Source organism: Nocardioides antri (assembly GCF_008373765.1).
Taxonomy (GTDB): Bacteria; Actinomycetota; Actinomycetes; order Propionibacteriales; family Nocardioidaceae; genus Nocardioides; species Nocardioides antri.
Genome location: NZ_VUJW01000003.1, coordinates 38,520 through 59,472 on the forward strand (window position 1 = coordinate 38,520; position 20,953 = coordinate 59,472).

24 protein-coding genes are annotated in these 20,953 nt (G+C 72.9%); 9 read left to right on the forward strand and 15 right to left on the reverse strand.

All coding sequences use genetic code 11. From position 1 onward, the window contains the following. Window positions 1-46 precede the first annotated feature (46 nt). Window positions 47-820 (forward strand): inositol monophosphatase family protein, encoded by a 774-nt coding sequence (locus F0U47_RS06345; RefSeq protein ID WP_246159491.1) that lies wholly within the window; start codon window positions 47-49, stop codon window positions 818-820. Between the two features lie 15 nt (window positions 821-835). Here F0U47_RS06345 and F0U47_RS06350 read toward each other — a convergent pair whose 3' ends face one another. Then, window positions 836-2,269, reverse strand: a complete 1,434-nt coding sequence (locus F0U47_RS06350) for an LCP family protein (RefSeq protein ID WP_149749501.1) — start codon at window positions 2,267-2,269, stop codon at window positions 836-838. Between the two features lie 89 nt (window positions 2,270-2,358). Continuing rightward, the gene (locus F0U47_RS06355) at window positions 2,359-3,333 is read right to left on the reverse strand and encodes a threonine ammonia-lyase (RefSeq protein WP_188111202.1); all 975 of its coding nucleotides are present in this window, start codon (window positions 3,331-3,333) and stop codon (window positions 2,359-2,361) included. 85 nt (window positions 3,334-3,418) lie between these two features. On the opposite strand from F0U47_RS06355, the gene F0U47_RS06360 reads away from it, so the two are divergent. Continuing rightward, window positions 3,419-4,300: a LysR family transcriptional regulator gene (locus F0U47_RS06360; RefSeq protein ID WP_149749502.1), complete on the forward strand. Its 882-nt coding sequence runs from the start codon at window positions 3,419-3,421 to the stop codon at window positions 4,298-4,300. Here F0U47_RS06360 and F0U47_RS06365 read toward each other — a convergent pair. Next, complete coding sequence (locus tag F0U47_RS06365; protein WP_149749503.1) at window positions 4,289-4,798, reverse strand: acyl-CoA thioesterase; 510 nt, start codon at window positions 4,796-4,798, stop codon at window positions 4,289-4,291. The genes F0U47_RS06360 and F0U47_RS06365 overlap by 12 nt on opposite strands. Window positions 4,799-4,822: 24 nt before the next feature. On the opposite strand from F0U47_RS06365, the gene F0U47_RS06370 reads away from it, so the two are divergent. Beyond that, window positions 4,823-6,064, forward strand: coding sequence for an LCP family protein (locus F0U47_RS06370; protein WP_149749504.1), 1,242 nt, complete (start codon window positions 4,823-4,825; stop codon window positions 6,062-6,064). Then, on the forward strand, window positions 6,064-6,939 hold the full coding sequence (locus F0U47_RS06375) for a crotonase/enoyl-CoA hydratase family protein (protein WP_149749505.1): 876 nt from the start codon (window positions 6,064-6,066) through the stop codon (window positions 6,937-6,939). The genes F0U47_RS06370 and F0U47_RS06375 overlap by 1 nt, the downstream gene beginning before the upstream one ends. Before the next feature lie 30 nt (window positions 6,940-6,969). Here the strand turns inward: F0U47_RS06375 and F0U47_RS06380 are convergent, their stop codons facing one another. The 7 genes from F0U47_RS06380 to purE form a co-directional block, all read right to left on the reverse strand. Beyond that, window positions 6,970-7,113 carry a DUF1059 domain-containing protein gene (locus F0U47_RS06380; RefSeq protein WP_149749506.1) on the reverse strand — a complete coding sequence of 48 codons (144 nt, stop codon included), beginning with the start codon at window positions 7,111-7,113 and terminating at the stop codon, window positions 6,970-6,972. 3 nt (window positions 7,114-7,116) lie between these two features. Beyond that, a complete protein-coding gene (locus F0U47_RS06385; RefSeq protein ID WP_149749507.1) occupies window positions 7,117-7,668 on the reverse strand; it encodes an LPXTG cell wall anchor domain-containing protein in 552 nt (183 codons plus the stop codon). A 217-nt stretch (window positions 7,669-7,885) separates the two neighbouring features. Continuing rightward, window positions 7,886-8,668 (reverse strand): class E sortase, encoded by a 783-nt coding sequence (locus F0U47_RS06390; protein WP_149749508.1) that lies wholly within the window; start codon window positions 8,666-8,668, stop codon window positions 7,886-7,888. Between the two features lie 14 nt (window positions 8,669-8,682). Then, window positions 8,683-9,540 carry an SDR family NAD(P)-dependent oxidoreductase gene (locus F0U47_RS06395; RefSeq protein ID WP_149749509.1) on the reverse strand — a complete coding sequence of 286 codons (858 nt, stop codon included), beginning with the start codon at window positions 9,538-9,540 and terminating at the stop codon, window positions 8,683-8,685. A 41-nt stretch (window positions 9,541-9,581) separates the two neighbouring features. Further along, window positions 9,582-10,769 (reverse strand): acyl-CoA dehydrogenase family protein, encoded by a 1,188-nt coding sequence (locus F0U47_RS06400; protein ID WP_149749510.1) that lies wholly within the window; start codon window positions 10,767-10,769, stop codon window positions 9,582-9,584. Between the two features lie 73 nt (window positions 10,770-10,842). Further along, entirely contained in the window at window positions 10,843-11,277 is a 435-nt protein-coding gene (locus tag F0U47_RS06405; RefSeq protein ID WP_149749511.1) for a CoA-binding protein, read from the reverse strand. A gap of 383 nt (window positions 11,278-11,660) precedes the next feature. Further along, window positions 11,661-12,173, reverse strand: coding sequence for a 5-(carboxyamino)imidazole ribonucleotide mutase (gene purE / locus F0U47_RS06410; protein ID WP_149749512.1), 513 nt, complete (start codon window positions 12,171-12,173; stop codon window positions 11,661-11,663). Between the two features lie 115 nt (window positions 12,174-12,288). Here purE and F0U47_RS06415 point away from each other — a divergent pair, with 115 nt between their 5' ends. The 5 genes from F0U47_RS06415 to F0U47_RS06435 are packed head-to-tail and all read left to right on the forward strand — an operon-like array spanning window position 12,289 to window position 16,955. Next, the gene (locus tag F0U47_RS06415) at window positions 12,289-12,930 is read left to right on the forward strand and encodes a M15 family metallopeptidase (RefSeq protein ID WP_188111203.1); all 642 of its coding nucleotides are present in this window, start codon (window positions 12,289-12,291) and stop codon (window positions 12,928-12,930) included. Beyond that, window positions 12,927-14,054: an alanine racemase gene (gene alr, locus F0U47_RS06420; RefSeq protein WP_246159492.1), complete on the forward strand. Its 1,128-nt coding sequence runs from the start codon at window positions 12,927-12,929 to the stop codon at window positions 14,052-14,054. The genes F0U47_RS06415 and alr overlap by 4 nt, the downstream gene beginning before the upstream one ends. Further along, window positions 14,051-15,007, forward strand: coding sequence for a D-alanine--D-alanine ligase family protein (locus tag F0U47_RS06425; protein WP_149749513.1), 957 nt, complete (start codon window positions 14,051-14,053; stop codon window positions 15,005-15,007). Before alr ends, F0U47_RS06425 begins: the two co-directional genes overlap by 4 nt. Before the next feature lie 38 nt (window positions 15,008-15,045). Next, window positions 15,046-16,275: a sensor histidine kinase gene (locus tag F0U47_RS06430; protein ID WP_149749514.1), complete on the forward strand. Its 1,230-nt coding sequence runs from the start codon at window positions 15,046-15,048 to the stop codon at window positions 16,273-16,275. Further along, window positions 16,272-16,955, forward strand: a complete 684-nt coding sequence (locus tag F0U47_RS06435) for a response regulator (protein ID WP_149749515.1) — start codon at window positions 16,272-16,274, stop codon at window positions 16,953-16,955. The genes F0U47_RS06430 and F0U47_RS06435 overlap by 4 nt, the downstream gene beginning before the upstream one ends. Window positions 16,956-16,964: 9 nt before the next feature. Here F0U47_RS06435 and F0U47_RS06440 read toward each other — a convergent pair whose 3' ends face one another. The 5 genes from F0U47_RS06440 to F0U47_RS06460 all read right to left on the reverse strand — a co-directional run bounded on the left by F0U47_RS06440 (window position 16,965) and on the right by F0U47_RS06460 (window position 20,937). Then, the gene (locus F0U47_RS06440) at window positions 16,965-18,137 is read right to left on the reverse strand and encodes a 5-(carboxyamino)imidazole ribonucleotide synthase (RefSeq protein ID WP_149749516.1); all 1,173 of its coding nucleotides are present in this window, start codon (window positions 18,135-18,137) and stop codon (window positions 16,965-16,967) included. Between the two features lie 25 nt (window positions 18,138-18,162). Continuing rightward, entirely contained in the window at window positions 18,163-18,483 is a 321-nt protein-coding gene (locus F0U47_RS06445; RefSeq protein WP_149749517.1) for a winged helix-turn-helix domain-containing protein, read from the reverse strand. 106 nt (window positions 18,484-18,589) lie between these two features. Next, entirely contained in the window at window positions 18,590-19,576 is a 987-nt protein-coding gene (locus F0U47_RS06450) for an adenylate/guanylate cyclase domain-containing protein (RefSeq protein WP_149749518.1), read from the reverse strand. Next, complete coding sequence (locus tag F0U47_RS06455; protein WP_149749519.1) at window positions 19,569-20,099, reverse strand: PH domain-containing protein; 531 nt, start codon at window positions 20,097-20,099, stop codon at window positions 19,569-19,571. The genes F0U47_RS06450 and F0U47_RS06455 overlap by 8 nt, the downstream gene beginning before the upstream one ends. Window positions 20,100-20,124: 25 nt before the next feature. Beyond that, the gene (locus tag F0U47_RS06460) at window positions 20,125-20,937 is read right to left on the reverse strand and encodes a biotin--[acetyl-CoA-carboxylase] ligase (RefSeq protein WP_246159493.1); all 813 of its coding nucleotides are present in this window, start codon (window positions 20,935-20,937) and stop codon (window positions 20,125-20,127) included. Between the last annotated feature and the right edge of the window lie 16 nt (window positions 20,938-20,953).

Sequence of the window (20,953 nt, forward strand, 5' to 3'; positions counted from 1 at the left end):
AGACGCGGACTGCGGGATCGGCCACCACCACCGATACCGTGGCCGCGTGGACACCGACTCCGTGCTCAGACTGATGCAGGACGTCGCGGAGCAGGTGATCAATCCGAGGTTCCGTGCCCTCCAGGACCACCAGGTCTCCGAGAAGAACCCGGGAGACCTGGTCACCATCGCCGACCACGAGTCCGAGGTGCTGATCACGGCGGCCCTGACGGCCGCCTACCCCGAGGCCGTTGTGCTCGGGGAGGAGGCGCACGCCCTGGACCCCGACGTGCTCGACCGGTTCAACGCGGCCGATCACGGGTTCACGGTCGACCCGGTCGACGGCACGAAGAACTTCGTCAACGGATCCCCCGACCACGCGGTGATGATCGGCGAGGTGCGGGCCGGCGAGGTGGTCCGCGGCTGGATCTGGCAGCCGCAGCACGACGCGGCGTACGTCGCCGAGCGCGGCGCGGGAGCGTTCCTCAACGGCGAGCGGCTCACGATGGTCTCGCCCGAGGACCCGGCGCCGCCGTACCGCACCGCCCGGAGGGCGTGGGTCGGCCGCGAGCTGCCCGGCCTGGGCACGCTCGAGCTCACCTGGGCGTGCTGCGGCGTCGACTACCCCCACCTGGTCGCCGGCGACGCCCGCGCGCTCGTCTACAACCACAGCAAGCCCTGGGACCACCTCGCGGGGTCGCTGCTCGTCCAGGAGTCCGGCGGCTGGATCGGCAGTAACGACGGCGGGCCGTTCCGTCCCCAGTCCCTCGGCGGTGGCCTGGTCAGCGCACCCGACCGGGGGACGTACGACGCCGTGGTGGCCGCGCTCGCAGCGTGGTGACCGTCAGCAGGCGGGTCAGCAGGCGGCGGCCAGGTCGTCGGCCTGGTTGGCGGCGTAGCCCTCGCTGAGGGAGCCGATCGACCCGCCGGTGACCGCGTCCGGGTTCTTCTTGCGCTTCTTCGACGGCGGCTCGCCGTCGCCCTCGGCCCGGTCGATGGCGTCGGCGACCTTGTCGTGGATCAGGTCGATGTCCGGGTCGGCGGTGTTGACGAGCGGCGGGACCAGCGACAGCGTGGACATCTTCTGGCCCCGGGCCTTGAGTGCGAGGTCGATGAACCGGCTCGCCTCCGAGGGCGGGAGGTTGGTCGAGAACATCTCGGTGGACGCCTTCGCGAGGTCCTCGAAGTTCGTGAGCACGGTCTGCGGGCTGATCTGCTGGAGCATCGCGTTCATGACGCACTTCTGGCGGGCCATCCGCGAGTAGTCGTCGGACCCTTCACGAGCGCGCGCGAACCACAGCGCCTCGAAGCCGTTGAGCTTCTGCTTGCCCGGGTCGATGTAGCCGGTGACGTCGTCCCCGAGGCCGCCGATCGGGATCGGCTGGCGGACGTCGACGGTGACGCCGCCGACGGCGTCGACGAGCTGCTTGAAGCCGGCCATGTTGACCATCGCCCAGTAGTTGATCTGGAGGCCGGTGATGCCCTCGACGGCCATCGTGGTGGCGTCGATGCCCGGGTCCTCGGAGTCACCGAAGAGCTCGGGGTGGTCCTCGGCCCAGGTGCTGACCCCGTTGAGGTAGCACCCGTCGCAGTCGAAGCCGTCCGGGAACTCGTCGGCCATGACCGAGCCCTCCGCGAAGGGGAAGCCCGCCATGTTGCGCGGCAGCCCGATCAGGACGGTGCGGCCGGTCTCGGCGTCCACCGACGCGACGGTGATCGAGTCGGGACGGAGGCCCCAGCGGCCCGCACCGGAGTCGCCGCCGAGGAGCAGCACGTTGTAGCGGCCGTCGTGGGCGTCGGTGACCTGGCCGTCGCCGAAGAAGGCGATCACGAAGTCGCGGTGGACACCGACCAGGTGGGCACCGAAGAGGAGCGTGCCGGCGACCGAGAAGCACAGCAGCCCGTTGACGCCGACCACCGCGCGGCGGTGCTGGATCTGCAGGCTCAGCGGCCGGCCGATCCGCCAGGCGTCGACGAACAGGGCCGCCCAGGCCAGCGCGCCGGCGACGAGAGCGAGCCAGAGCACCAGCAGCAGGTCGGCGTTGGTCGCGAGCCGGAAGCCGATCCGGCGGTCGACGAGCATCACGACGGAGACGGTGGCGCCGACCAGCAGGGCGCCCAGCCAGACCCGGAGCGCGATCCGCCCGATCCGGCGGTTGCCCGCCACCAGCTGCGCCGACCCCGGGACGACCAGCGTCATCGCCATCAGGGCGAGCGCCCGCCGGAACCGGACCCGGGCAGCACGCTCGGCGACGCTCGGGTGAGCGAACGGCGCGGTCGGGTCGGCCATGCGAGGTGTCTCTCCTGCCGGGGAAGGTGCAGCGACCCGCCCAGTATCACCAGTCACATGCGTCACAACGGCCGCGACACGCGGTCGGGCTACGCGACGGCGAGGCGGGCGATCTCGTCGGCCGAGGCGTTGCCACCGGTGCAGACGACCGCGACCCGCGCCGGCCGGACGGCGGTCGCGAGGAGCCCGGCGAGCGCGGCCGCGCCGGCGCCCTCGGCCAGGGTGTGCGCGTGCGAGGCCAGCAGCCGCGCTGCCGCATCGATGGAGTCGTCGGACACCAGCAGGAAGTCGTGGAGGCCGGCCCGCAGCAGCGGGAGCGTGGCCGGGTAGCCGTTGGCGGTCGCCAGGCCGGACGCCCGGGTCGTGGCCCTTGCCGACTCGACCCGGCCCGAGCGCCACGAGCGCCAGCAGGCCGGCGCGGCGGCGGACTGGACGCCGACGACCCGGCACCCGGGCGACAGGGCGTCGCGAGCCAGGCAGGCGCCGACGGCGCCGGTGCCGCTGCCGATCGGGACGAAGACGGCGTCCAGGTCGGGCGCCTGCCGGAACAGCTCGAGGTAGGCGGTCGCGTGGCCGAGCACGATCCGGGGATCCGTCGTGTCGACGTACGACGGCGCGCCGGGGCCGGTCGCGAGCGACCGCGCGTGCGCCGCGGCGCCGGCGAGGTCGTCGCCATGGGCGACCACCGTCGCGCCGAGCGCTGCGACGGCGTCCCGCTTCACCTGGGGCGCGCAGGACGGCATCACGACGGTGGCGTGACAGCCGGCGAGCCTGGCGGCGTAGGCGATCGACTGGGCGTGGTTGCCGGTCGAGCAGGTCACCAGCCCGCGCGAGCGCTCCTCGTCGGACAGCCGGGCGGCGAGGTGGATGCCGCCGCGCACCTTGAACGAGCCGGTCGGCAGGACGTGCTCGTGCTTGACGAGAACCTCGGTCCCGACGACGAGGTCGAGGAGCGGGTGGCCCACCAGCGGCGTCGCTGCGACCTCGCGCGCGACGATCTCGCCGGCCGCCTCGATGGCCGCGAAGGTCAGCACGGGTTGCTGGGCAAGGGTCGCGGTGGTCACCGCTCCAGCGTCTCCGAAAACGATGCATCGGTCCAATGGTTCTTTTCGTGGGCAACCATCGGTCCCGTCGATATATGGTGGCTGGGTGATCGACCTCCATCGGCTCGAGGCGCTCGTCGCGCTCCACCGCACGGGCACCGTCTCGGCCGCGGCCGCGGCACTCCACTACGGACAGCCCACGGTCTCGCACCACCTGCGCCGGCTCGAGGCCGAGACCGGGAGCGTGCTGCTGCGCCGGGTCGGCCGCGGTGTCCGGCTGACGCCCGACGGCGAGCGGCTGGCGCGCCGGGGCGAGGAGGTCCTCGCCCTGCTCGCCCGCGCCGAGGCGGAGCTGACCGCCTCGACCAGCCTTCAGTCCGGCGTCGTCCGCCTCGCCGCCTTCCCGTCAGCCGCCGCGACGCTCGTCCCGCGCGCCGTGACCCTGCTCGGCGAGCGGCACCCCGGCCTCGACCTCGACCTGGTGGAAGCGGAGCCCCCCGAGGCGGCCGAGCTCCTGCGGGCGGGCACCGTCGACCTCGCGCTGACGTTCTCCTACCCCGACCAGCCCGAGCCGGACGGCATCACCTCCGTCGCCGTCCACGAGGACCCGCTCTACCTGGTCGCGCCACGCGGGCTCGACCTCGGCGCCGGCCCGGTCGACCTGTCCCGGTTCGCGGGGACCCGCTGGGTGACCGGGTGCGAGCGCTGCCGCCGCGAGCTCCTCGCGCTCTGCGCGCACGCCGGCTTCGCGCCGGAGATCGCGTTCGCGAGCGACGACTACGTCGCCGTGCAGTCCCTGGTCGCCAGCGGCCTCGGCGTCACGGTGCTGCCCGGCCTGGCCCTCCGCGCCCACCTCAACCCCGACGTCGTGCGCCGCCGCGTCCCGGGCGCCTCGCGCCGCATCCAGGTGACGACGTACGGCGCGCCACCCCACCCGGCGACCGTCGACGCCGTCGCCGCGGTGCTGACCGAGGTCTCAGGAGCCTGAGCGACCCGCGTCGATCTCGGCGCGGCGGGCCAGGCGGTGCGCCCGCCGGATCTCGGCCTCGCGCATCCGCCGCTCGTCCTCCGCGGTCTCGGGCCGCAGGGCCGGGACCGGGCGCGCCTGCCCGGCGCCGTCGATCGCGACGAAGACGAAGTACGCCGACGCGACGTGCCGGCTCTCGGTCGTCGCGTCGTCCCACGGCTGGGTCTCGACGCGGACCCCGATCTCCATCGACGAGCGCCCGGCCCAGTTGATCTGCGCGAAGGTGCGCACGATGTCGCCGACCCGCACCGGCTCGAGGAACGCCATCTCGTCCAGTGCCGCCGTCACGGCCGGACCGCCGCTGTGGCGCTGGGCCACCACGCCGGCTGCGGAGTCGGCGAGCTTGACGATGTCGCCACCGTGGATGTTGCCCAGCAGGTTCGCCTGCGACCGGGCCGTGACCTGGGCCAGCTCGATGCGGGAGAAGCCGGGAGTGCGAGCCTCGTGAGAACTGGTCACGGCAGGAAGGTACCGTCGTGCCCCATGGCAGAGCGCCCCCCAGGCCCGCCCGGCGGGTCCGACGGTGACAACCGCGACTTCGACTGGATGTACGGCGACCGGCCGGCGGGATCACCCCCGCCGACCCAGCCGACGCAGCGGCAGCCCCCGCCCCCTCCGAACCGGCCGGAGCCGACCCGCATGCTGCCCACCCAGCCCCGCCCGGATGCTGCCCGTCCGCAGCCGCCCCGGCCGGCGCCGGCAGCGGCCGCTCCGCCGTACCAACCGCCGATCTCGACAGGCTCGACCACCGGTGGGCCGCCGACCCGCTCCGGCGGCCGCGGCCGCTGGTCGCGGCCCCGCACCTGGGTCACCCTCGTCCTGGTGCTGATCCTGCTGTGGGTCGTCTACACCGTCGCCGTGCCGATCTTCACCTGGTCGACCGTCGACAAGATCGCGTTCGAGCCCGACGGCGACCGGCCCGACGACCAGCCGGGGACGACCTACCTGCTGGTCGGCAACGACTCGCGCAAGGACCTGTCCGAGGAGGAGCGGAAGAAGTTCAACACCGGCAACCCCTCCAGCAGCCTGGCCGACACGATCCTGATGCTGCACACCGGCTCCGGCCCCGACGTGCTGCTCTCCTTCCCCCGCGACTGGATCATCGACGGCCGCAAGATCAACGGCCTGTGGGACAAGGACGACCCGACTGCCCTGGTCGCGGCGCTCGAGGAGCAGACCGGGGTCCGGATCGACGAGTACGTCGAGGTCGGGCTCGACGGCGTGGCCGGTGTGGTCGACGCCGTCGGCGGGATCGAGATCTGCCCCAAGGAGTCGATCGAGGACCCCAAAGCCGGGCTCAACGTCGAGAAGGGCTGCCAGGAGGCCGACGGCGAGGTCGCGCTGGCGTACGCCCGCACCCGGGCGACGACCCTGGGCGACCTCGACCGGGTCGGCCGGCAGCGCGAGGTGGTCGCCGCGATCGGTAAGAAGGTGTTGTCGCCGTGGTCGGTGGTCAACCCGGTCCGGTGGTGGCGCCTCAACCGGGCGGTCCCCGACTTCTTCAAGTTCGGCGAAGGCACCGGCCCCATCGACATCGGCCGGTGGGCGCTGGCGATGAGCAGCGTCGGGAGCGACGGGCTTACCTGCACGATGCCGGTGACCGACGGCTCCGCCAACACCCTCGACGAGGAGCGCGGTCGCCCGCTCTTCGACGCGATCGCCGAGGACCGCACCGACGACATCACCAAGAAGCAGTGCACCAAGACAGGAGTGCCCGGGAGCTGATGGCAACCTACGAGACCCTCGACTGGGACGTCGACGCGGACGGCGTCGCCGTACTCACGCTCAACCGACCGGACGCCCTCAACGCCTTCGACCTGACGATGGCGCGTGAGCTGGAGCAGGTCTTCCTCACCGACGCCCGCGACGACGCGGTCCGCGCGGTGGTCGTGACCGGCGCCGGCCGTGCGTTCTGCGCCGGCATGGACCTGTCCGCCGAGGGAAACGTGTTCGGCCTGGACGAGTCGCTGACGCCGACGCCGGAGGACTTCCGCGAGCGGTACGACGAGCCGCCCTATGACACCGGCCTCCGCGACACCGGCGGCAAGGTCACGCTGGCGATGCACGCGCTGCCCAAGCCGGTCATCGGCGCGATCAACGGCGCCGCCGTCGGCATCGGCGCCACGATGACGCTGGCGATGGACATCCGGCTGGCGTCGACCAAGGCCCGGATCGGGTTCGTCTTCGGCCGGCTCGGCATCGTGCCGGAGGCGTGCTCGACGTGGTTCCTCCCGCGGATCGTCGGCATCCAGCAGGCCCTGGAGTGGGTCTACTCCGCGGACATCCTGACCGCCGAGCAGGCGCACGCGGGCGGGCTGGTCCGCAGCCTCCACGAGCCCGACGAGCTGTTGCCGGCCGCGCTGGACCTGGCTCGGTCGTTCGTGGTCGACCGCTCCCCCACCGCGCTCGGGCTCGCCAAGCAGATGCTCTACCGCAACAGCGCCGCCGCAGACCCGCTCGAGGCGCACCTGTCGGACTCGCTCGCGATGTTCTACACCTCGATCGCCGACGGCAAGGAGGGCGTCGCGGCGTTCCTCGAGAAGCGGGCGCCGGCGTTCACCGGCACGGCGACGGAGCTGCCGCGGATCTACCCGGCCTGAGCCTCCCGCGGTGGCCGAGCCGGCCGAGCCTCACATCGCCATGAAGAGGATCTCGTCGCGGGAGTACTCCCGACCCGGGTGCTCGGCAGCGAGGTGTGCCTGCACCTTCTCGACGAGGTCGTCGTCGTCCTCGCCACGGATCGTGACGTCACACGGGCAGCGAAGCGAGGGCATGTCTCAGACAACAGCCGCGGCGGCGGCGGCGGACCTGCGACGGGAGTAGACGACGGCTGCGGTGCCACCGCCGACGAGCCCGAGGCCGAGCAGCAGCCACAGCAGCGCCGGACCACCGGTGTCGGGGAGGATCCCGCCCTGGTCGTCGCCGTCACCGTCGCCGTCACCGTCGCCGTTGCCGTTGCCGTCAGGGTCGCGCTGGTCGCCCTGCGACTTGACGTCGAAGCTGACCGAGCCACGGCACTGGGCGAACTCTGCGTCCCGCGGCTGGAAGCGCGCCCGGATCTCGTAGTCGTCACCCGCGGTGAGGGCGGGGCCCTGGACCTTCTTCGTGCCGCCGTTGTAGGGGACGGTCTTCTCCCAGACCGTGCCTTGGCCGGCGGAGGTGATCCAGAGGTGGATCAGGCCACGGGGCTCCGTCGCGCTGTTGGCCCGCACGGACACCTTGATCGTGAACTTCTTGTCCGGCTGCACCACCGCAGGGACGTCGATCCGACAGCTCGTCTGGACCGACGGCGAGTAGGGATCGGGCGCCGCGTCGGCCGGCGCAGACACGCCAACGAGCGCAACTGCTCCGAGAATGACACCGGCGAGAAGTCCCGATCCGCGCATAACTACCCCTTTGTTCACCCGTAACAACGCCCAAGTGTGCCCGGGGTCACCCGCTGGCCGGGCGAAGTTTCGAGAAATGATAGTGGTGCGGCACTTCTGAGTACGTCGGCAGGTCCGTGCCGGGGACCTGGCGGGCGCCGCAGCGGCCGGTCGCCGGGCGTCAGCGGTCCACCCGCTCCGTCTCGACCAGGTGCCCGAACACGACCGAGCGCAGCTCGGTGTGGAAGATCTCCGCACAGCTGACCAGGGTGATCAGCCTCTCGCCGACACCGCGGGGCGGCTGGATCCCCCCGTCGGGGTTCTGGGGGAACGGCTGGAGCACCCAGTCGTCGGTGAAGGGCACCTCGAGCGCCGTACCGTCGAAGTCCAGCTCGTAGGTGTAGGTCGCGGACCGGGTCTCGACGTGGACCAGGTCGCCCTCCCTCAGCTCGGGGAACTCGGCGAACGGCTCGCCGTGCGTGACCCGGTGGCCGGCCAGCACGTAGTTGCCGACCTTGCCGGCGTCGGCGGTGTCGTCCATGTGCCCGATCCCCGCCGCGAGGACCTCGTCCGAGGAGCCTTCGAGGACCGGGACGGCGTAGTCCTCCCCCCACCGCGGGACGTGCAGGATCGCGCTGGCCCGACCGAAGTCCGTCTGCACCGTGTCGCTGCCGTCGGCCCACCCGTCCTCGAGCGCCTCGGCGACCTCGCCCTGGCGCTGGTCGGAGACCCAGTTCGTCCCCCAGAACTGCCACGCGACCCAGGCGAGCACGGCGAGGCCGGCCACGATGAGGCCGTAGCCGACCCACACGAACCGTCGCGGCACCTGCTTGCTCTGGGGTCGGCTCCGCCGCACGCGGTGTCGCTCGACACCGGGCTCGACGGTGACCTCATCGATCTTGCTGATGGCGCTGCCCTCCCTGGTGGGTACCTCCGTTAACGCCGCAGGCCGGTGGTGGGTCACGGGGTCCGCCCTCCCTACGGCCGGGCGGCCGTCACGAGGCGCTCCACGGCCCGGGGCGACACCAGCCCGACCATGTCGAGCAGCGTCGCATAGGCGGGCGTCATCGCGCTCGGTCGGTGCCGGACCGCGTGCAGCACCCAGCGGGCGGCGTCGTCGGGGTCGAGGGCCGCGCGGGCGTCGTACCCGGCGGTCGGCGCGATCATCGGGGTGCGCATGAGCGGGAAGTGCAGCGACGTCACGACGATTCCGTGTCGCCGCTCCTCGGCCTGGAGGCTGCGGGCGAACGCCGCGAGCGCGGCCTTCGAGGCGTGGTAGGCGGTGAACATCGGCATCAGGCCACCCGGCACGCCCCAGGTCGAGGAGTTGATGATCTGCCCGCCGCCCTGGTCGCGCATCGGGCCCAGCAGGTTGAGGGTGAGCCGGACCGGTGCGTGGTAGTTGAGCCGCATCAGCCGCTCGTGGTCGTAGGGGCGCTCGACGGTGTCGGCCGCCGACCGTCGGATCGAGTGGCCCGCGTTGTTGACGAGGACGTCGACGCCCCCGAACCGGGCCAGCACGTCGTCGGTCAGCGCGTCGATGGCGTCGGTGTCGGTGAGGTCGCACGGCAGGGCGTACGACGTCCCGCCCGTCCCGGCGACCTCGATGCCGAGCGCCTCGAGCTCGTCCTCCCTCCGGGCGACCGCGAGCACCGTCGCGCCCGCCGCCGCGAGGCGCACCGCCGCCGCCCGTCCGACGCCGGACGAGGCGCCGGTGACCAGGACCCTCTTGCCGGCGACCGGCACCGCGTGGCCGGGCAGCAGCGAGGCCGGGGTGGGGATCGGGTCGAGCGACCACCGGGCCAACCGGCGCTGGAGACCTGCGAGCGTCGACATACCGGCAGTCTCCCACCGGCGACCGGACGTCGACGGACGGGTCAGATCTGCGACTGGATCCCGGCGAGGAGCTGGCGGGCCATGACGATCCGCTGCACCTGGTTGGTGCCCTCGTAGATCTGGGTGATCTTCGCGTCGCGCATCATCCGCTCGACCGGGTAGTCGCGGGTGTAGCCGTAGCCGCCGAGCACCTGGACGGCGTCGGTGGTGACGTCCATGGCGACGTCGGAGGCGAAGCACTTCGCCGCGGCACCGAAGAAGGTCAGGTCGGAGTCGCCGCGCTCGGAGCGGCCGGCGGCGGCGTAGGTCAGCTGGCGGGCGGCCTCGACCTTCATGCCCATGTCGGCGAGCAGGAACTGCAGGCCCTGGTTGTCGGCGATGGGCCGCCCGAACTGCTGGCGCTCCTTGGCGTAGCCGAGCGCGTAGTCGAGCGCGCCCTGCGCGACGCCCACGGCCTGCGCGGCGATGGTGATCCGGGTGTGGTCGAGGGTCTTCATGGCGTACTCGAACCCCTTGCCCTCCTCACCGATCAGCCGGTCGGCGGGGATCCGGACGTTGTCGAGGTAGACCTCGCGGGTCGGGCTGCCCTTGATGCCGAGCTTCTTCTCCGGCGCCCCGAAGGAGACGCCCTCGTCGGACTTCTCGACCACGAACGCCGAGATGCCGCGGGAGCGCTCGTCGGGGTCGGTCGTCGCGAGCACCGTGTAGTACTCCGACGTGCCGGCGTTGGTGATCCACCGCTTGACGCCGTTGAGGATGTAGTGGTCGCCGTCGCTGCCCCGATCCAACACCGCGCGGGTCCGCTGGTTCGCGGCGTCCGAGCCGGCGTCCGGCTCCGAGAGGCAGTAGGAGAAGCCGCCCTCACCGCGGGCCAGCGCACCGAGGTACTTCGCCTTGAGCTCCTCCGAGCCGCCGATCATCACCGGCAGCGAGCCGAGCTTGTTGACGGCGGGGATCAGCGAGGACGACACGCAGGCGCGGGCGACCTCCTCGATCACGATCACCGTCGCCAGCGCGTCCGCCCCGGCGCCGCCGTACTGCTCCGGGACGTGGGGCGCGTGGAAGTCCGCCGCCAGCAGGGCGTCGTGCGCCTCCTGCGGGTAGCGGGCCTCCTCGTCGACCACGGTCGCGAACGGCGCCACCTTGGCGTCGCAGATGTCGCGCACCGCCTCGCGGATCGCCTGGTGCTCCTCGGAGAGGCCGTAGTACGGGAACTCGGGGTTGCTCACCCCGAGATAGTAGGAAGTCCTACTGTTTCCGGGCGACTCGACAGGGAGCCTGAGACGCTCGCTGTGAGGGACCTCACGCGCGAAGGCGCTCGCGGTAGAACCACTCCTGCGACGGGCAGACGTCCATGACCATCGGCACGCCGGCTTCCGTCGTACGACGGAACGCGTCCTCGTCCACGACGCCCTGCTGGAACCACACGCCCTTGGCGCCGACCGCCACCGCCTGGTCGGCGAACTCCCCCGCCGCCTCCGAGCGGCGGAACACGTCCACCACGTCGATCGGGAACGGCACGTCGGCGAGCGTCTTGTAGACCAGCTCGCCGAGCACCTTCCGCTCCCCGTCGGCACTCGGGTGGATCGGAACGATCCGCTTGCCGCGCTGCTGGAGCTCCTTGGCGATGGAGTACGCCGTCCGCCACGGGTCACCGCCGAGGCCCACGACGGCCCAGGTCTCGTCCTCGTCGAGCATCCGGTCGATGGCTGCGCGGTCCTTCCAGGGTTGGGTCATAGAGGGTGAACGCTCCCGGCGCACTGCCTCTTCCCCGTCCGAGGATGCGCAGGCGGTGCCCGGCGGCATTCGCCGCATAGAGCGCTGCGCTGGGCTGGGTGTGGCTGTGCCGTTTCGTGTGTCGCGCGTGGGCGGGGGCGGTGCCGGGAGGTCGCCGCGGGACAAGAGCGGGGACCCCGCCGCCGGCCCCCTCGGAGAGGGCCCGGTGCGACCTGTCAGTCGCGAACCGGGATCTGGTGCGCTGAGACAGAGTTGATGGGCCGGTTCGCCGGCGGCACCCCGATTGCCCCGCGGCGACCTCCCGGCACCGCCCGCAGGCAACGTCCGACACACCCGATCGGCGCAGCCAACAACAACCCAGCGCAGCGCCTCTCTGCTGCGCCCTACTCGATGACGGGAGGCAGTCCTGTCGCGTCGCGCACGACCTGGCCCTTGCTCCGGGCGAGGTCGGCGAGAGCCTTCTCGAAGGCGACCAGCTTCGCGCGGAGGTCGGTGTCGGCGACGCCGAGGATCCGGGCGGCGAGGATGCCGGCGTTCCGGGCGTTGCCGATCGCGACGGTGGCGACCGGGATGCCGGCGGGCATCTGCACGATCGACATCAGCGAGTCCATGCCGTCGAGGTAGGTGAGCGGCACGGGGACGCCGATGACGGGCAGCGGCGTGACCGACGCCAGCATCCCGGGGAGCGCCGCAGCCCCGCCGGCCCCGGCGATGATCACCGAGAGGCCGCGATCGGCCGCGGTGGCGCCGTACTCGAGCATCTCCTGGGGCATCCGGTGCGCGGACCGGACGTCGGCCTCCCAGGTCACCCCGAACTCGTCGAGGGCGTCGGCCGCCGCCTTCATGGTCGGCCAGTCCGAGTCGGACCCCATCACGATGCCCACGCGTGCACTCATGGGCGCAGGCTATCGAGGCGGCAGGTCACGCGAGCGAGGCACTCGTCCTGAGGTGCCGCAGGTCGGCACCTCAGGCCGAGGCGCGGGCGGGTCCGCGCTTCCTAGCGTTGCCGTCATGCTGCTGCCCGTCCTGCTCACGGACCCCCGCGTCACCGCCGTCCCGGTGGTCGAGACCGGCGACCCGCTGGTCGCCCTCTGCCCCGGCATCGCCCCGGGCGGTGCGCGCGTGCGCGCCGGGCTCGCCGACCGGCTCTACCGCGCCGACCTCGCGCTTCCTGCCGGGATCCGGCTTCGTGTGGTCGAGGGCCACCGCAGTGCCGCCGACCAGCAGGGCATCATCGACGGCTACACCCGGGAGGTCAGGGCGTCCCGTCCAGGTGCGCCCGAGGCCGAGGTCGAGCGGCTGGTGAGCCGGTTCGTCGCGCCGCTGGAGGTGGCCGCGCACGTGGCAGGTGCCGCGGTCGACCTGACCCTGGCCGACGAGGACGGCCGCCCGCTCGACCTCGGCACGCCGATCGACGCGACACCGGAGCAGAGCGCCGGCCGCTGCTACTTCGCGTCGACCGACATCGGCCTCGAGGCGCGAGCGCTGCGCCTCCTGCTCGCCGACGCCCTCACCGCGGCCGGGCTGGTCAACTATCCGACGGAGTGGTGGCACTGGAGCTACGGCGACCGCTACTGGGCGCTGATGACCGGCGCCGCGTGGGCGACGTACGGGCCCCTGGAGGCTCCGGAGCCGGCAGGAGCGGTCAGGTGACGGCGCTGTCCCTCGAGCCGGCGGTCGACCAGCGGTCGCGCGGGGCGACGCTCCAGGTCGACCTGAGCGCGGTCGCCGCCAACGTCCGGCTCTTCGCCGACCGGTCCGGCGGAGCCCTGATGGCGGTGGTCAAGGCCGACGGGTTCGGCCACGGTGCCACCCGGGTCGCCCGGACCGCGCTCCGCAACGGCGCGTCGTGGCTCGGTGTCACCAGTGTCGAGGAGGCGGTCGCGCTGCGGCTGGACGGCATCGACGCACCGACCCTCAGCTGGCTGAACCCTGCGGACCGTGACTTCGGCGTCGCGATCATCCACGGCATCGACCTCGCGGCACCCGGCGACGAGCACCTGACGGCGATCGTCGCCGCCGCCCGGCGCGCGTCCCGGACGGCGCGGGTCCACCTCCACCTCGACGTCGGGATGGCGCGGGACGGCGCCGCTCCGGCGGACTGGGCGCGCTTGTGCCGGTCCGCCCGGCGGGCGGAGCGTGCCGGAGCGATCCGGGTCGTCGGGGTGATGGGGCACCTCGCCCGCGCCGACGAGCCCGGTCACCCGGCCAACAAGGCCGGCCGCAACCGGTTCGCCTGGGGTGTCGCCGTCGCCCGGCGGCAGGGGCTCCGGCCGCCGCTGAGGCACCTCGCCGCCACCGCGGCGACACTGACCGACCCGTTGAGCCGGCACACGTTGTGCCGGGTGGGAGCGGGACTGGTCGGTATCGACCCGACCGGCCGGACCCGCCTGCAGCGGGCGATGACCCTCACCGCACCGGTGGTCTCGGTGCGGGACGTCGCACCGGGCACGCCGGTGGGCTACGGCCACACCTGGGCGGCCTCCCGCGCCACCCGGCTGGCCCTGCTTCCCCTCGGCTACGCCGACGGGGTGCCGCGATCCGCGTCCGGCCGGGCCGAGGTCTGGCTCCGCGGCCGGCGGTGTCCCGTGGTCGGCGTGGTCTCGATGGACCAGGTCGTCGTCGACGTCGGCCCGGTCCCCGTGGCCGTCGGCGACGTCGCGACCGTGTTCGGCCCCGGCGACGACGGAGAGCCGACGATCACCGACTGGGCGCGGTGGTCGGGGACGATCGAGCACGAGATCGTGACCGGCATCGGCCCGCGGGTGCTGCGATGAGCACCAAGCCGGGCCGGCGTCCCCGGGTCGCGGTGATCGGCGGCGGCGCCAACAGCGAGCACGATGTCTCCCTCGCATCGGCGACCGCGGTCCGCGCGGCACTGCCTGCGGCGTCGTACGACGTCGTCCCGCTGACCATCCCGCGGTCCGGCGGCTGGCGGGACGGCAACGACCGGCCCCTGGGGCTCCTCGGCGCCGCCGCCGTCCTGTCCTCCTGCGACGTGGTCTTCCCCGTGGTGCACGGCTGCGGCGGTGAGGACGGCACGATCGCAGCGCTCTGCGCGCTGGCCGGGCTGCCCTGCGTCGGGTCGCCCGCGGCGACCGGGGCGACGGCGATGGACAAGCAGCTCACGAAGCTCGTGGCCGCCTCGGTGGGGATCGCGGTTGCCGCCGGGGCGGTCCTCACGACCGCCGATGCCGCGGACCACGTCTGGGCCGGCCCGGTCGTCGTCAAGCCCGTGACGGCCGGCTCGAGCCAGGGCGTGTCGCTCGTCGAGCACCCCGACGAGCTCGAGCGGGCGGTCAAGGAGGCGTTCGCGCACGGCGACCGGGTGCTGGTCGAGCAGGTCGTCCACGGCCGGGAGATCGACGTGGCCGTGCTGGGGACCGCCGACGGCTCGCGCGAGGTGCCTCCGCCGCTGGAGATCGTCGGGCCCGGCGTCTTCGACTACGCGACGAAGTACGGCGGTGCGGCCGACCTCCGGGTGCCGGCCGACGTCACGTCGGGCGAGCGAGCGCAGCTGACGGACGCCGCCGTCCGGATGTACGACGCCCTCGGGTGCCGCGGCCTGGCCAGGATCGACTTCTTCCTGACCGCCGACGGACCGGTCCTGCTCGAGGTCAACACCATGCCCGGCCTCACCGAGCACTCCCAGGCGCCCCGGATGTTCGCGGCGGCCGGCGTCCCGTACGCCGACCTGCTGGACCGGATGGTCAGGGACGCGTTGGGGTGATCGCCGGTCAGGGCGTCCTCGGGTGGCACGATCGTGGGGTGCACACCCCAGGCGACCGCTGGCGCGCCCCCGTCGGCGCGGCGCCCGCTGTCGCGGTCGGGGTGGCTGTGGCGTCCTTCGGCATCTGGGAGGTGGTGTACGCCGACATCCCGACCGCCGTCCCCGTGCCAGGCCAGGTCCTGTGGGTCTGCGGGTTCGCGGTCGCGGTGGCGTCGTACCGCCTCCTGCCGAGCCTGTCGCTCGTCCTCCTCTGGGTGCTGGCGGCGGTGCAGGTCGGGACCGGCGTACCGCTGCTCCTCACCCAGCTCGCCGTCGCGCTGGTCGCCTACGGCTGTGCGCGCTACGGCTCGATCGGGACGCTGGTCGTCAGCGCGGCGTCGGTCCCGGCCGTCGCGCTCCTCACCGTGCTGGCGATCGGGGCGGACCTCCATTCGCAGACGGTGAACCGGGCCTTCTACGACCTCCTCGACACCGGCTCGCTGCGCGAGATCGTCGCCCGGCTGGTCCTGCTCGGCGGCGCCCTGCTGATCGTGCCGTGGCTGCTGGGGATGCTGCTGCGGGTGCTGCGCAGGGAGGCGCGGACGCGGGCCGAGCAGATCGAGACCGCGCGTGAGCGCGACCAGGCCGCCGAGCTGGCCGAGGTGCGGGAGGGGCAGGCCCGCCTCGCCCGCGACGTGCACGACGTGGTCGGCCACTCGCTGGCGGTGATCCTGGCGCAGGCGGAGTCGGCGCAGTACCTCTCCGACGAGGACCCCTCCCGGCTCAAGGACACGTTGGCGACGATCTCGACGTCCGCACGGACGTCTCTGCAGGACGTGCGGCACGTGCTCGGCGCCACCGGCGACCGGCCGCCCAGCGGCGGGCTGGACACACTCATCGAGGGCGTCCGGGCGAGCGGGCACGAGGTGATCTCGACCGAGGTGGGCGAGCCGCGCCCGCTGCCGCCGGAGCTCTCGACCGTGGCCTACCGCGTGCTCCAGGAGATGCTGACCAACGCGATCCGGCACGGCCGGCGCGACGAGCCGGTCCACGTGGAGCGGCACTGGCAGGAGGAGCTGAGGCTCGAGGTGCGCAACGTGATCGACGTGGCGGGCGTGGAGACGGTGCCGATGGCGGCGCAGTCCGACGCCGCGGCGCCGGGGAACGGCCTGGAGGGCATGCGCCGCCGTCTCGAGTCGGTCGGCGGCCGCCTCGACGTACGCCCCCGCGCGGGCTCGGGCCACCCGACCTTCACCGTCACCGCGTGGCTGCCGACGGGCGCCGCATGAGCGCCGTGAGCACGCAGCCGGAGGACGTCCGGGTGCTCCTCGTCGACGACCAGGACCTCTTCCGGGAGGGCGTGCGGGTGATCGTCGACGCCCAGCCGGGGATGCGCGTCGTCGGCACGGCGGCCGACGGGCTGCAGGCGATCGCCGCCGCCGAGGCGACCACGCCCGACGTGGTGCTGATGGACCTGCGGATGCCCGAGATGGACGGCGTGGAGGCGACCCGGCAGCTGCTCGCGCCCGAGCGGGCCGCGCGGCGCGAGCGGGCCCTTCGGGTCGTCGTGCTCACCACCTTCGACCTCGACGACCGGGCGGCCGCCGCGATCAGGTACGGCGCGAGCGGGTTCCTCCTCAAGGACACGACCCCTCGACAGCTCGCCGAGGCGATCCGCACGGTCGCGGCGGGGAACGCCGTGCTCGCCCCGCAGGACCTGACCCGCCTGCTCGACCGCACGTTCGGCGCGCCGACCGCCCCGCCGGCGTCGTACCTCGCCCTGACCCACAAGGAGCGGGAGATCTTCACCGCGGTCGCGCGCGGCCTCTCGAACGGCGAGGTCGCGGCCGCCGTCCACCTCAGCGAGTCGACCGTGAAGACCCATGTCGGAGCGGTCCTGCGCAAGCTCGGGCTGAGGGACCGGGTGCAGATCGTCGTGTTCGCGCACGAGCACGGCCTGCTGCGCTGATCGGCCGGGCTACTCGCTGTCGTTGCCGAGGTCCCCGCGGAACCACGCCGCGGCGTGACGGGCCCGCTCGAGCACGTCGTCGAGGTCGTCGCCGTAGGCGTTGACGTGGCCGACCTTGCGGCCCGGGCGCAGCTCCTTGCCGTAGAGGTGGACCCGGAGCTGCGGGTCGCGGGCGAGGGCGTGGGGGTAGCCGTCGTACAGGTGACCGACGTCGGGGCGCGGCGACCCGAGGATGTTGACCATCACCGTCCAGCGGGCGCGCGGGGCGGGAGATCCGAGCGGGAGATCGAGCACGGCGCGGAGGTGGTTCTCGAACTGCGAGGTGACGGCGCCGTCCTGCGACCAGTGGCCGGTGTTGTGGGGCCGCATCGCGAGCTCGTTGACCAAGATGACCGGCCGGCCGTCCTTGCCGACCGCCTCGAACAGCTCGACGGCGAGGATGCCGGTCACGCCGAGCTCGCCGGCGACGCGGAGCGCGAGCTGCTGCGCCTCCCCCGCGAGCGCGGGGTCGAGGTCGGGCGCGGGCGCGACGACCTCGTGGCAGATGCCGTCGAGCTGGGTGCTGGCGACGACCGGGTACGCCGCCGCCTGGCCGTTCGGGGCCCGCGCGACGAGCGCGGCGAGCTCGCGCCGGAAGTCGACTAGCTCCTCGGCCAGCAGCCGCACGCCCGCCCGCTCGGCGGCGGCGAGCGGCTCGGCGACGTCCTCGGCCGTGCGGACCACCCAGACGCCCTTGCCGTCGTAGCCGCCGCGGCTGACCTTGAGCACGCACGGCAGGCCGAAGGCGTCGACCTCACCGGCGCTCGTCACGACGGCCCAGCGCGGCTGCGGCGCCCCGAGCCGCTCCATGGCCTCCCGCATGACGATCTTGTCCTGCGCGTGCACCAGCGCCTCGGGGCCGGGGCGGCACGGGACGCCGGCGTCCTCGAGGGCGTGGAGGTGCTCGGTGGGCACGTGCTCGTGGTCGAACGTGACGACCGCGCAGTCGGCGGTCACCTGCTGGAGGGTGGCGAGGTCGCGGTAGTCGCCGACCTGCTGGTCGGGGATCACCTGGGCGGCGGACACGCCGTCGGCCTCGGCGAGCAGCCGGAGCGGGACGCCGAGCGCGATGGCGGGCTGGGCCATCATCCGGGCCAGCTGGCCGCCCCCGATGACGGCGATGCGAGGAGCGGGGTCGGGCACGCCCGCACCCTACCGAGCGACGGGTTCAGGCCTTGACCGAGGACCGGGGCTCGGTCTCGAACCGGAGGCCCTGTCCGCGGACCGTCGTGATCAGTGTCGGGTGCCGGGTGTCGTCACCGAGCTTGCGGCGGACCCAGCCGAGGTGCACGTCGATCGTCTTCGAGGAGGTCCAGAACGTGGCGTTCCAGACTTCCCGCATCAGCTCGTCGCGGGTGACCACGGACCCTGCCCGGGAGATGAGGGCGTGGACGAGGTCGAACTCCTTGCGGGAAAGCTGGATCTCCCGACCACCCCTCCATGCACGACGGCTAGCCGGGTCGAGCCGCACGTCCTGCACCTCGATCACAGCCTCAACGTAGGAATCAGGGGGCGGCACCGTGGTCGATCCCCACAAATTTTGCAATTGGCATGGCCGTTTCAGCCCGACTCCGGCACTGCGTCGCCGTTGCAGGTCAGACGCGGCGGGCCGTGAGGGGCTCCATCACGCCGAACCCGCGCATGGGTCGCGGCGGCAGCGGCCGGGTCTCGATCTGGTCCTTCGGCAGCCGCTCGGCGGTGTCGTGGTCGACGATCACGCGGTTCCGGCGGGCGACGGCGGTGAGCCTGGCGGCGAGGTTGACGGGCGGGCCGAAGACGTCGCCGAGCCGCATGACGACCGAGCCGGTCGCCAGGCCGACGCGTACGTCGGGCATCCGCTTGTCGCGGCCGACCACCTTGATGATGCCCTCGGCGGTCGCGAACGCGCCGAGCGCGTCGTTGTTCACGAAGAGAACGGCGTCCCCCAGGCTCTTGATGAGCCGGCCGGCGTTGGCCTGGATCACGTCGCCGCACCGGGCCTCGAAGACCTCGACCAGGTCGCCGATCTTCTCCCGGCTCAGCTCGTTGGAGAGCGCGGTGAAGCTGACGATGTCGGCGAACCCGACGGTCAGGTTCGTCGTGTGCGGGTCGGCGTCGATGGCGCGCATCGACTCGATCCGGGCGACCGCGGCGGCCACGTGGCGGCGCCAGGCGTAGAGGAGCACCTGGTCGAAGCGGTCGCCGTACTTCTCGAAGACCCAGGCGGTGGCCTCCGCGGGCGTGCCGCTGTCGCCCGCCTGCGCGGAGTAGGCGTCCTCGACGCGCTGGAGGAGGGCGCCGACCTCCCAGTCCGCGAGCCGCGCCATGCTCAGGCCCGCGCCGCGCACGACGTTGAGAACCAGGTCGAAGTCGAAGAGGTCGTCGTCGATCACGTCCGCGAGCACCGACATCGCAGCGACGTCTTCCTCACCGTAGGCCCGCTCGTCGCCGCGCTCGGGGAAGCCCAGGGTGCGCCACAGCCGCCGCGCCTGGCGCACGGACAATCCGGCCCGCTCGGCGACGTCCGCCGCGGTGAGGGTCAGGTCCTGCCCGAGGAGGGCGCTCCCGAAATCGCCGTCTCCGGGGACCGCCTCGTCAGACACCTTCGTCCGCGCGTCGGGGCTGGCCCGCGCCGCCGTGGAGGCCGTGGAGGAGCTCGTTGATCTGCCGCTGGGTCGCCTCGACCCGCGGGATGTCGTTGAGCCGCACCTCGCCGAACGTGGAGGCGTCGGTGATGACCAGGCTGCCGCAGCCGAACGGCCGGTCGATCAGGTTGATCTCCATCTGGATGTCGCTGATCCGTGCGAGCGGGATGTCGTGGCCACGCCGGGTGATGATGCCGCGTCGCGTGATCAGACGCCGGTCGGTCACGCCGTGGACGGTCGTCAGCCAGTCGAGGAAGGGCCGGACGGTGAACCAGAGGATGCCGAGACCGCACAGGACCCAGACGATGCGCGTCGTCCACGTCGCGGCGTCGCCCTCGTCGCCCAGCAGCACCTGGATGGCGACGCCGATGGCGAGGAACGCCACGAGCGCGAGGATCGGCCCGAACAGCGCCTTCGGGTGCTGCCGCGCCGAGATGATCAGCTTCTCGCCGGGGTTGAGCAGCTTCTCTGAGATGGCCACGGAAGGATCATCCCACCGAGACGGCTCATTCGGGAACGACGTGCACGACGTCGCCGGCCCCGACCTTCTCCACGCCGCTGGGGGTCTCCACCACCAGCCGCCCGTCGCTGTCGACGTCGACCGCGCGACCGCTGAGCGACGTACCGCCGGGGAGGTCGACCCGGACGTCCTGCCCGACCGTCGCGCAGTGGGAGACGTACGACGACGCGAGACGCGCCGCTGCCTCGGCACCTCCGACCTGCCAGGCGTCGTAGCCCTCCCGGACGGCCGCCACCGTCCCGAGCAGGACGCCCTCGCGGGTGGGCGTCAGGTCGGGGTGGGCGACGACGAGCGAGGTCGCGGTCGGCACCGGCAGCTCGTCGGCGGTCGTCGAGACGTTGATGCCGACGCCGACGACGGCGGCCGGGCCGCTGTCGGTCTCGATCCGCTCCACCAGGATCCCGGCGACCTTGAGCCCGTCGATCAGCACGTCGTTGGGCCACTTCACCCGCGCCTCGTAGCCGAAGGACGTCAGCGCCTTGGCGACCGTGTGGCCGGTCAGCAGCGGCAGCCACGGCCACGACGTGGCGGGCACCGTCGGCCGCAGCAGCAGCGAGAAGGTCACCGCCGCTCCGGCCGGGGTCTCCCAGGTGCGGTCGAGACGGCCACGCCCGGCGGTCTGGTGGTCGGCGACGACGAGGAGCCCGTCGGGCGCGCCCTCGCGGGCCCGCTCGGCCGCGACCTGGTTGGTCGAGGCGCTCTCCGGGAGCAGCTCGAGGGTGAGATCGGGGGTCAACGCCAGCTCCTCAGCGAGGAGCTTGCTGTCGAGGGGTGGGCGCACGTCCGAGGCTCCGGTCACGACCACTACCCTTCCA

Bases quoted from the DNA above. Each gene is read 5' to 3' on its own strand.
- F0U47_RS06425 (WP_149749513.1), top strand. From the start codon at position 14,051: ATGAGCACCAAGCCGGGCCGGCGTCCCCGGGTCGCGGTGATCGGCGGC.
- purE (WP_149749512.1), bottom strand. From the start codon at position 12,173: ATGAGTGCACGCGTGGGCATCGTGATGGGGTCCGACTCGGACTGGCCG.
- F0U47_RS06405 (WP_149749511.1), bottom strand. From the start codon at position 11,277: ATGACCCAACCCTGGAAGGACCGCGCAGCCATCGACCGGATGCTCGAC.
- F0U47_RS06350 (WP_149749501.1), bottom strand. From the start codon at position 2,269: ATGGCCGACCCGACCGCGCCGTTCGCTCACCCGAGCGTCGCCGAGCGT.
- F0U47_RS06435 (WP_149749515.1), top strand. From the start codon at position 16,272: ATGAGCGCCGTGAGCACGCAGCCGGAGGACGTCCGGGTGCTCCTCGTC.
- F0U47_RS06370 (WP_149749504.1), top strand. From the start codon at position 4,823: ATGGCAGAGCGCCCCCCAGGCCCGCCCGGCGGGTCCGACGGTGACAAC.
- F0U47_RS06415 (WP_188111203.1), top strand. From the start codon at position 12,289: ATGCTGCTGCCCGTCCTGCTCACGGACCCCCGCGTCACCGCCGTCCCG.
- F0U47_RS06375 (WP_149749505.1), top strand. From the start codon at position 6,064: ATGGCAACCTACGAGACCCTCGACTGGGACGTCGACGCGGACGGCGTC.
- F0U47_RS06395 (WP_149749509.1), bottom strand. From the start codon at position 9,540: ATGTCGACGCTCGCAGGTCTCCAGCGCCGGTTGGCCCGGTGGTCGCTC.
- F0U47_RS06380 (WP_149749506.1), bottom strand. From the start codon at position 7,113: ATGCCCTCGCTTCGCTGCCCGTGTGACGTCACGATCCGTGGCGAGGAC.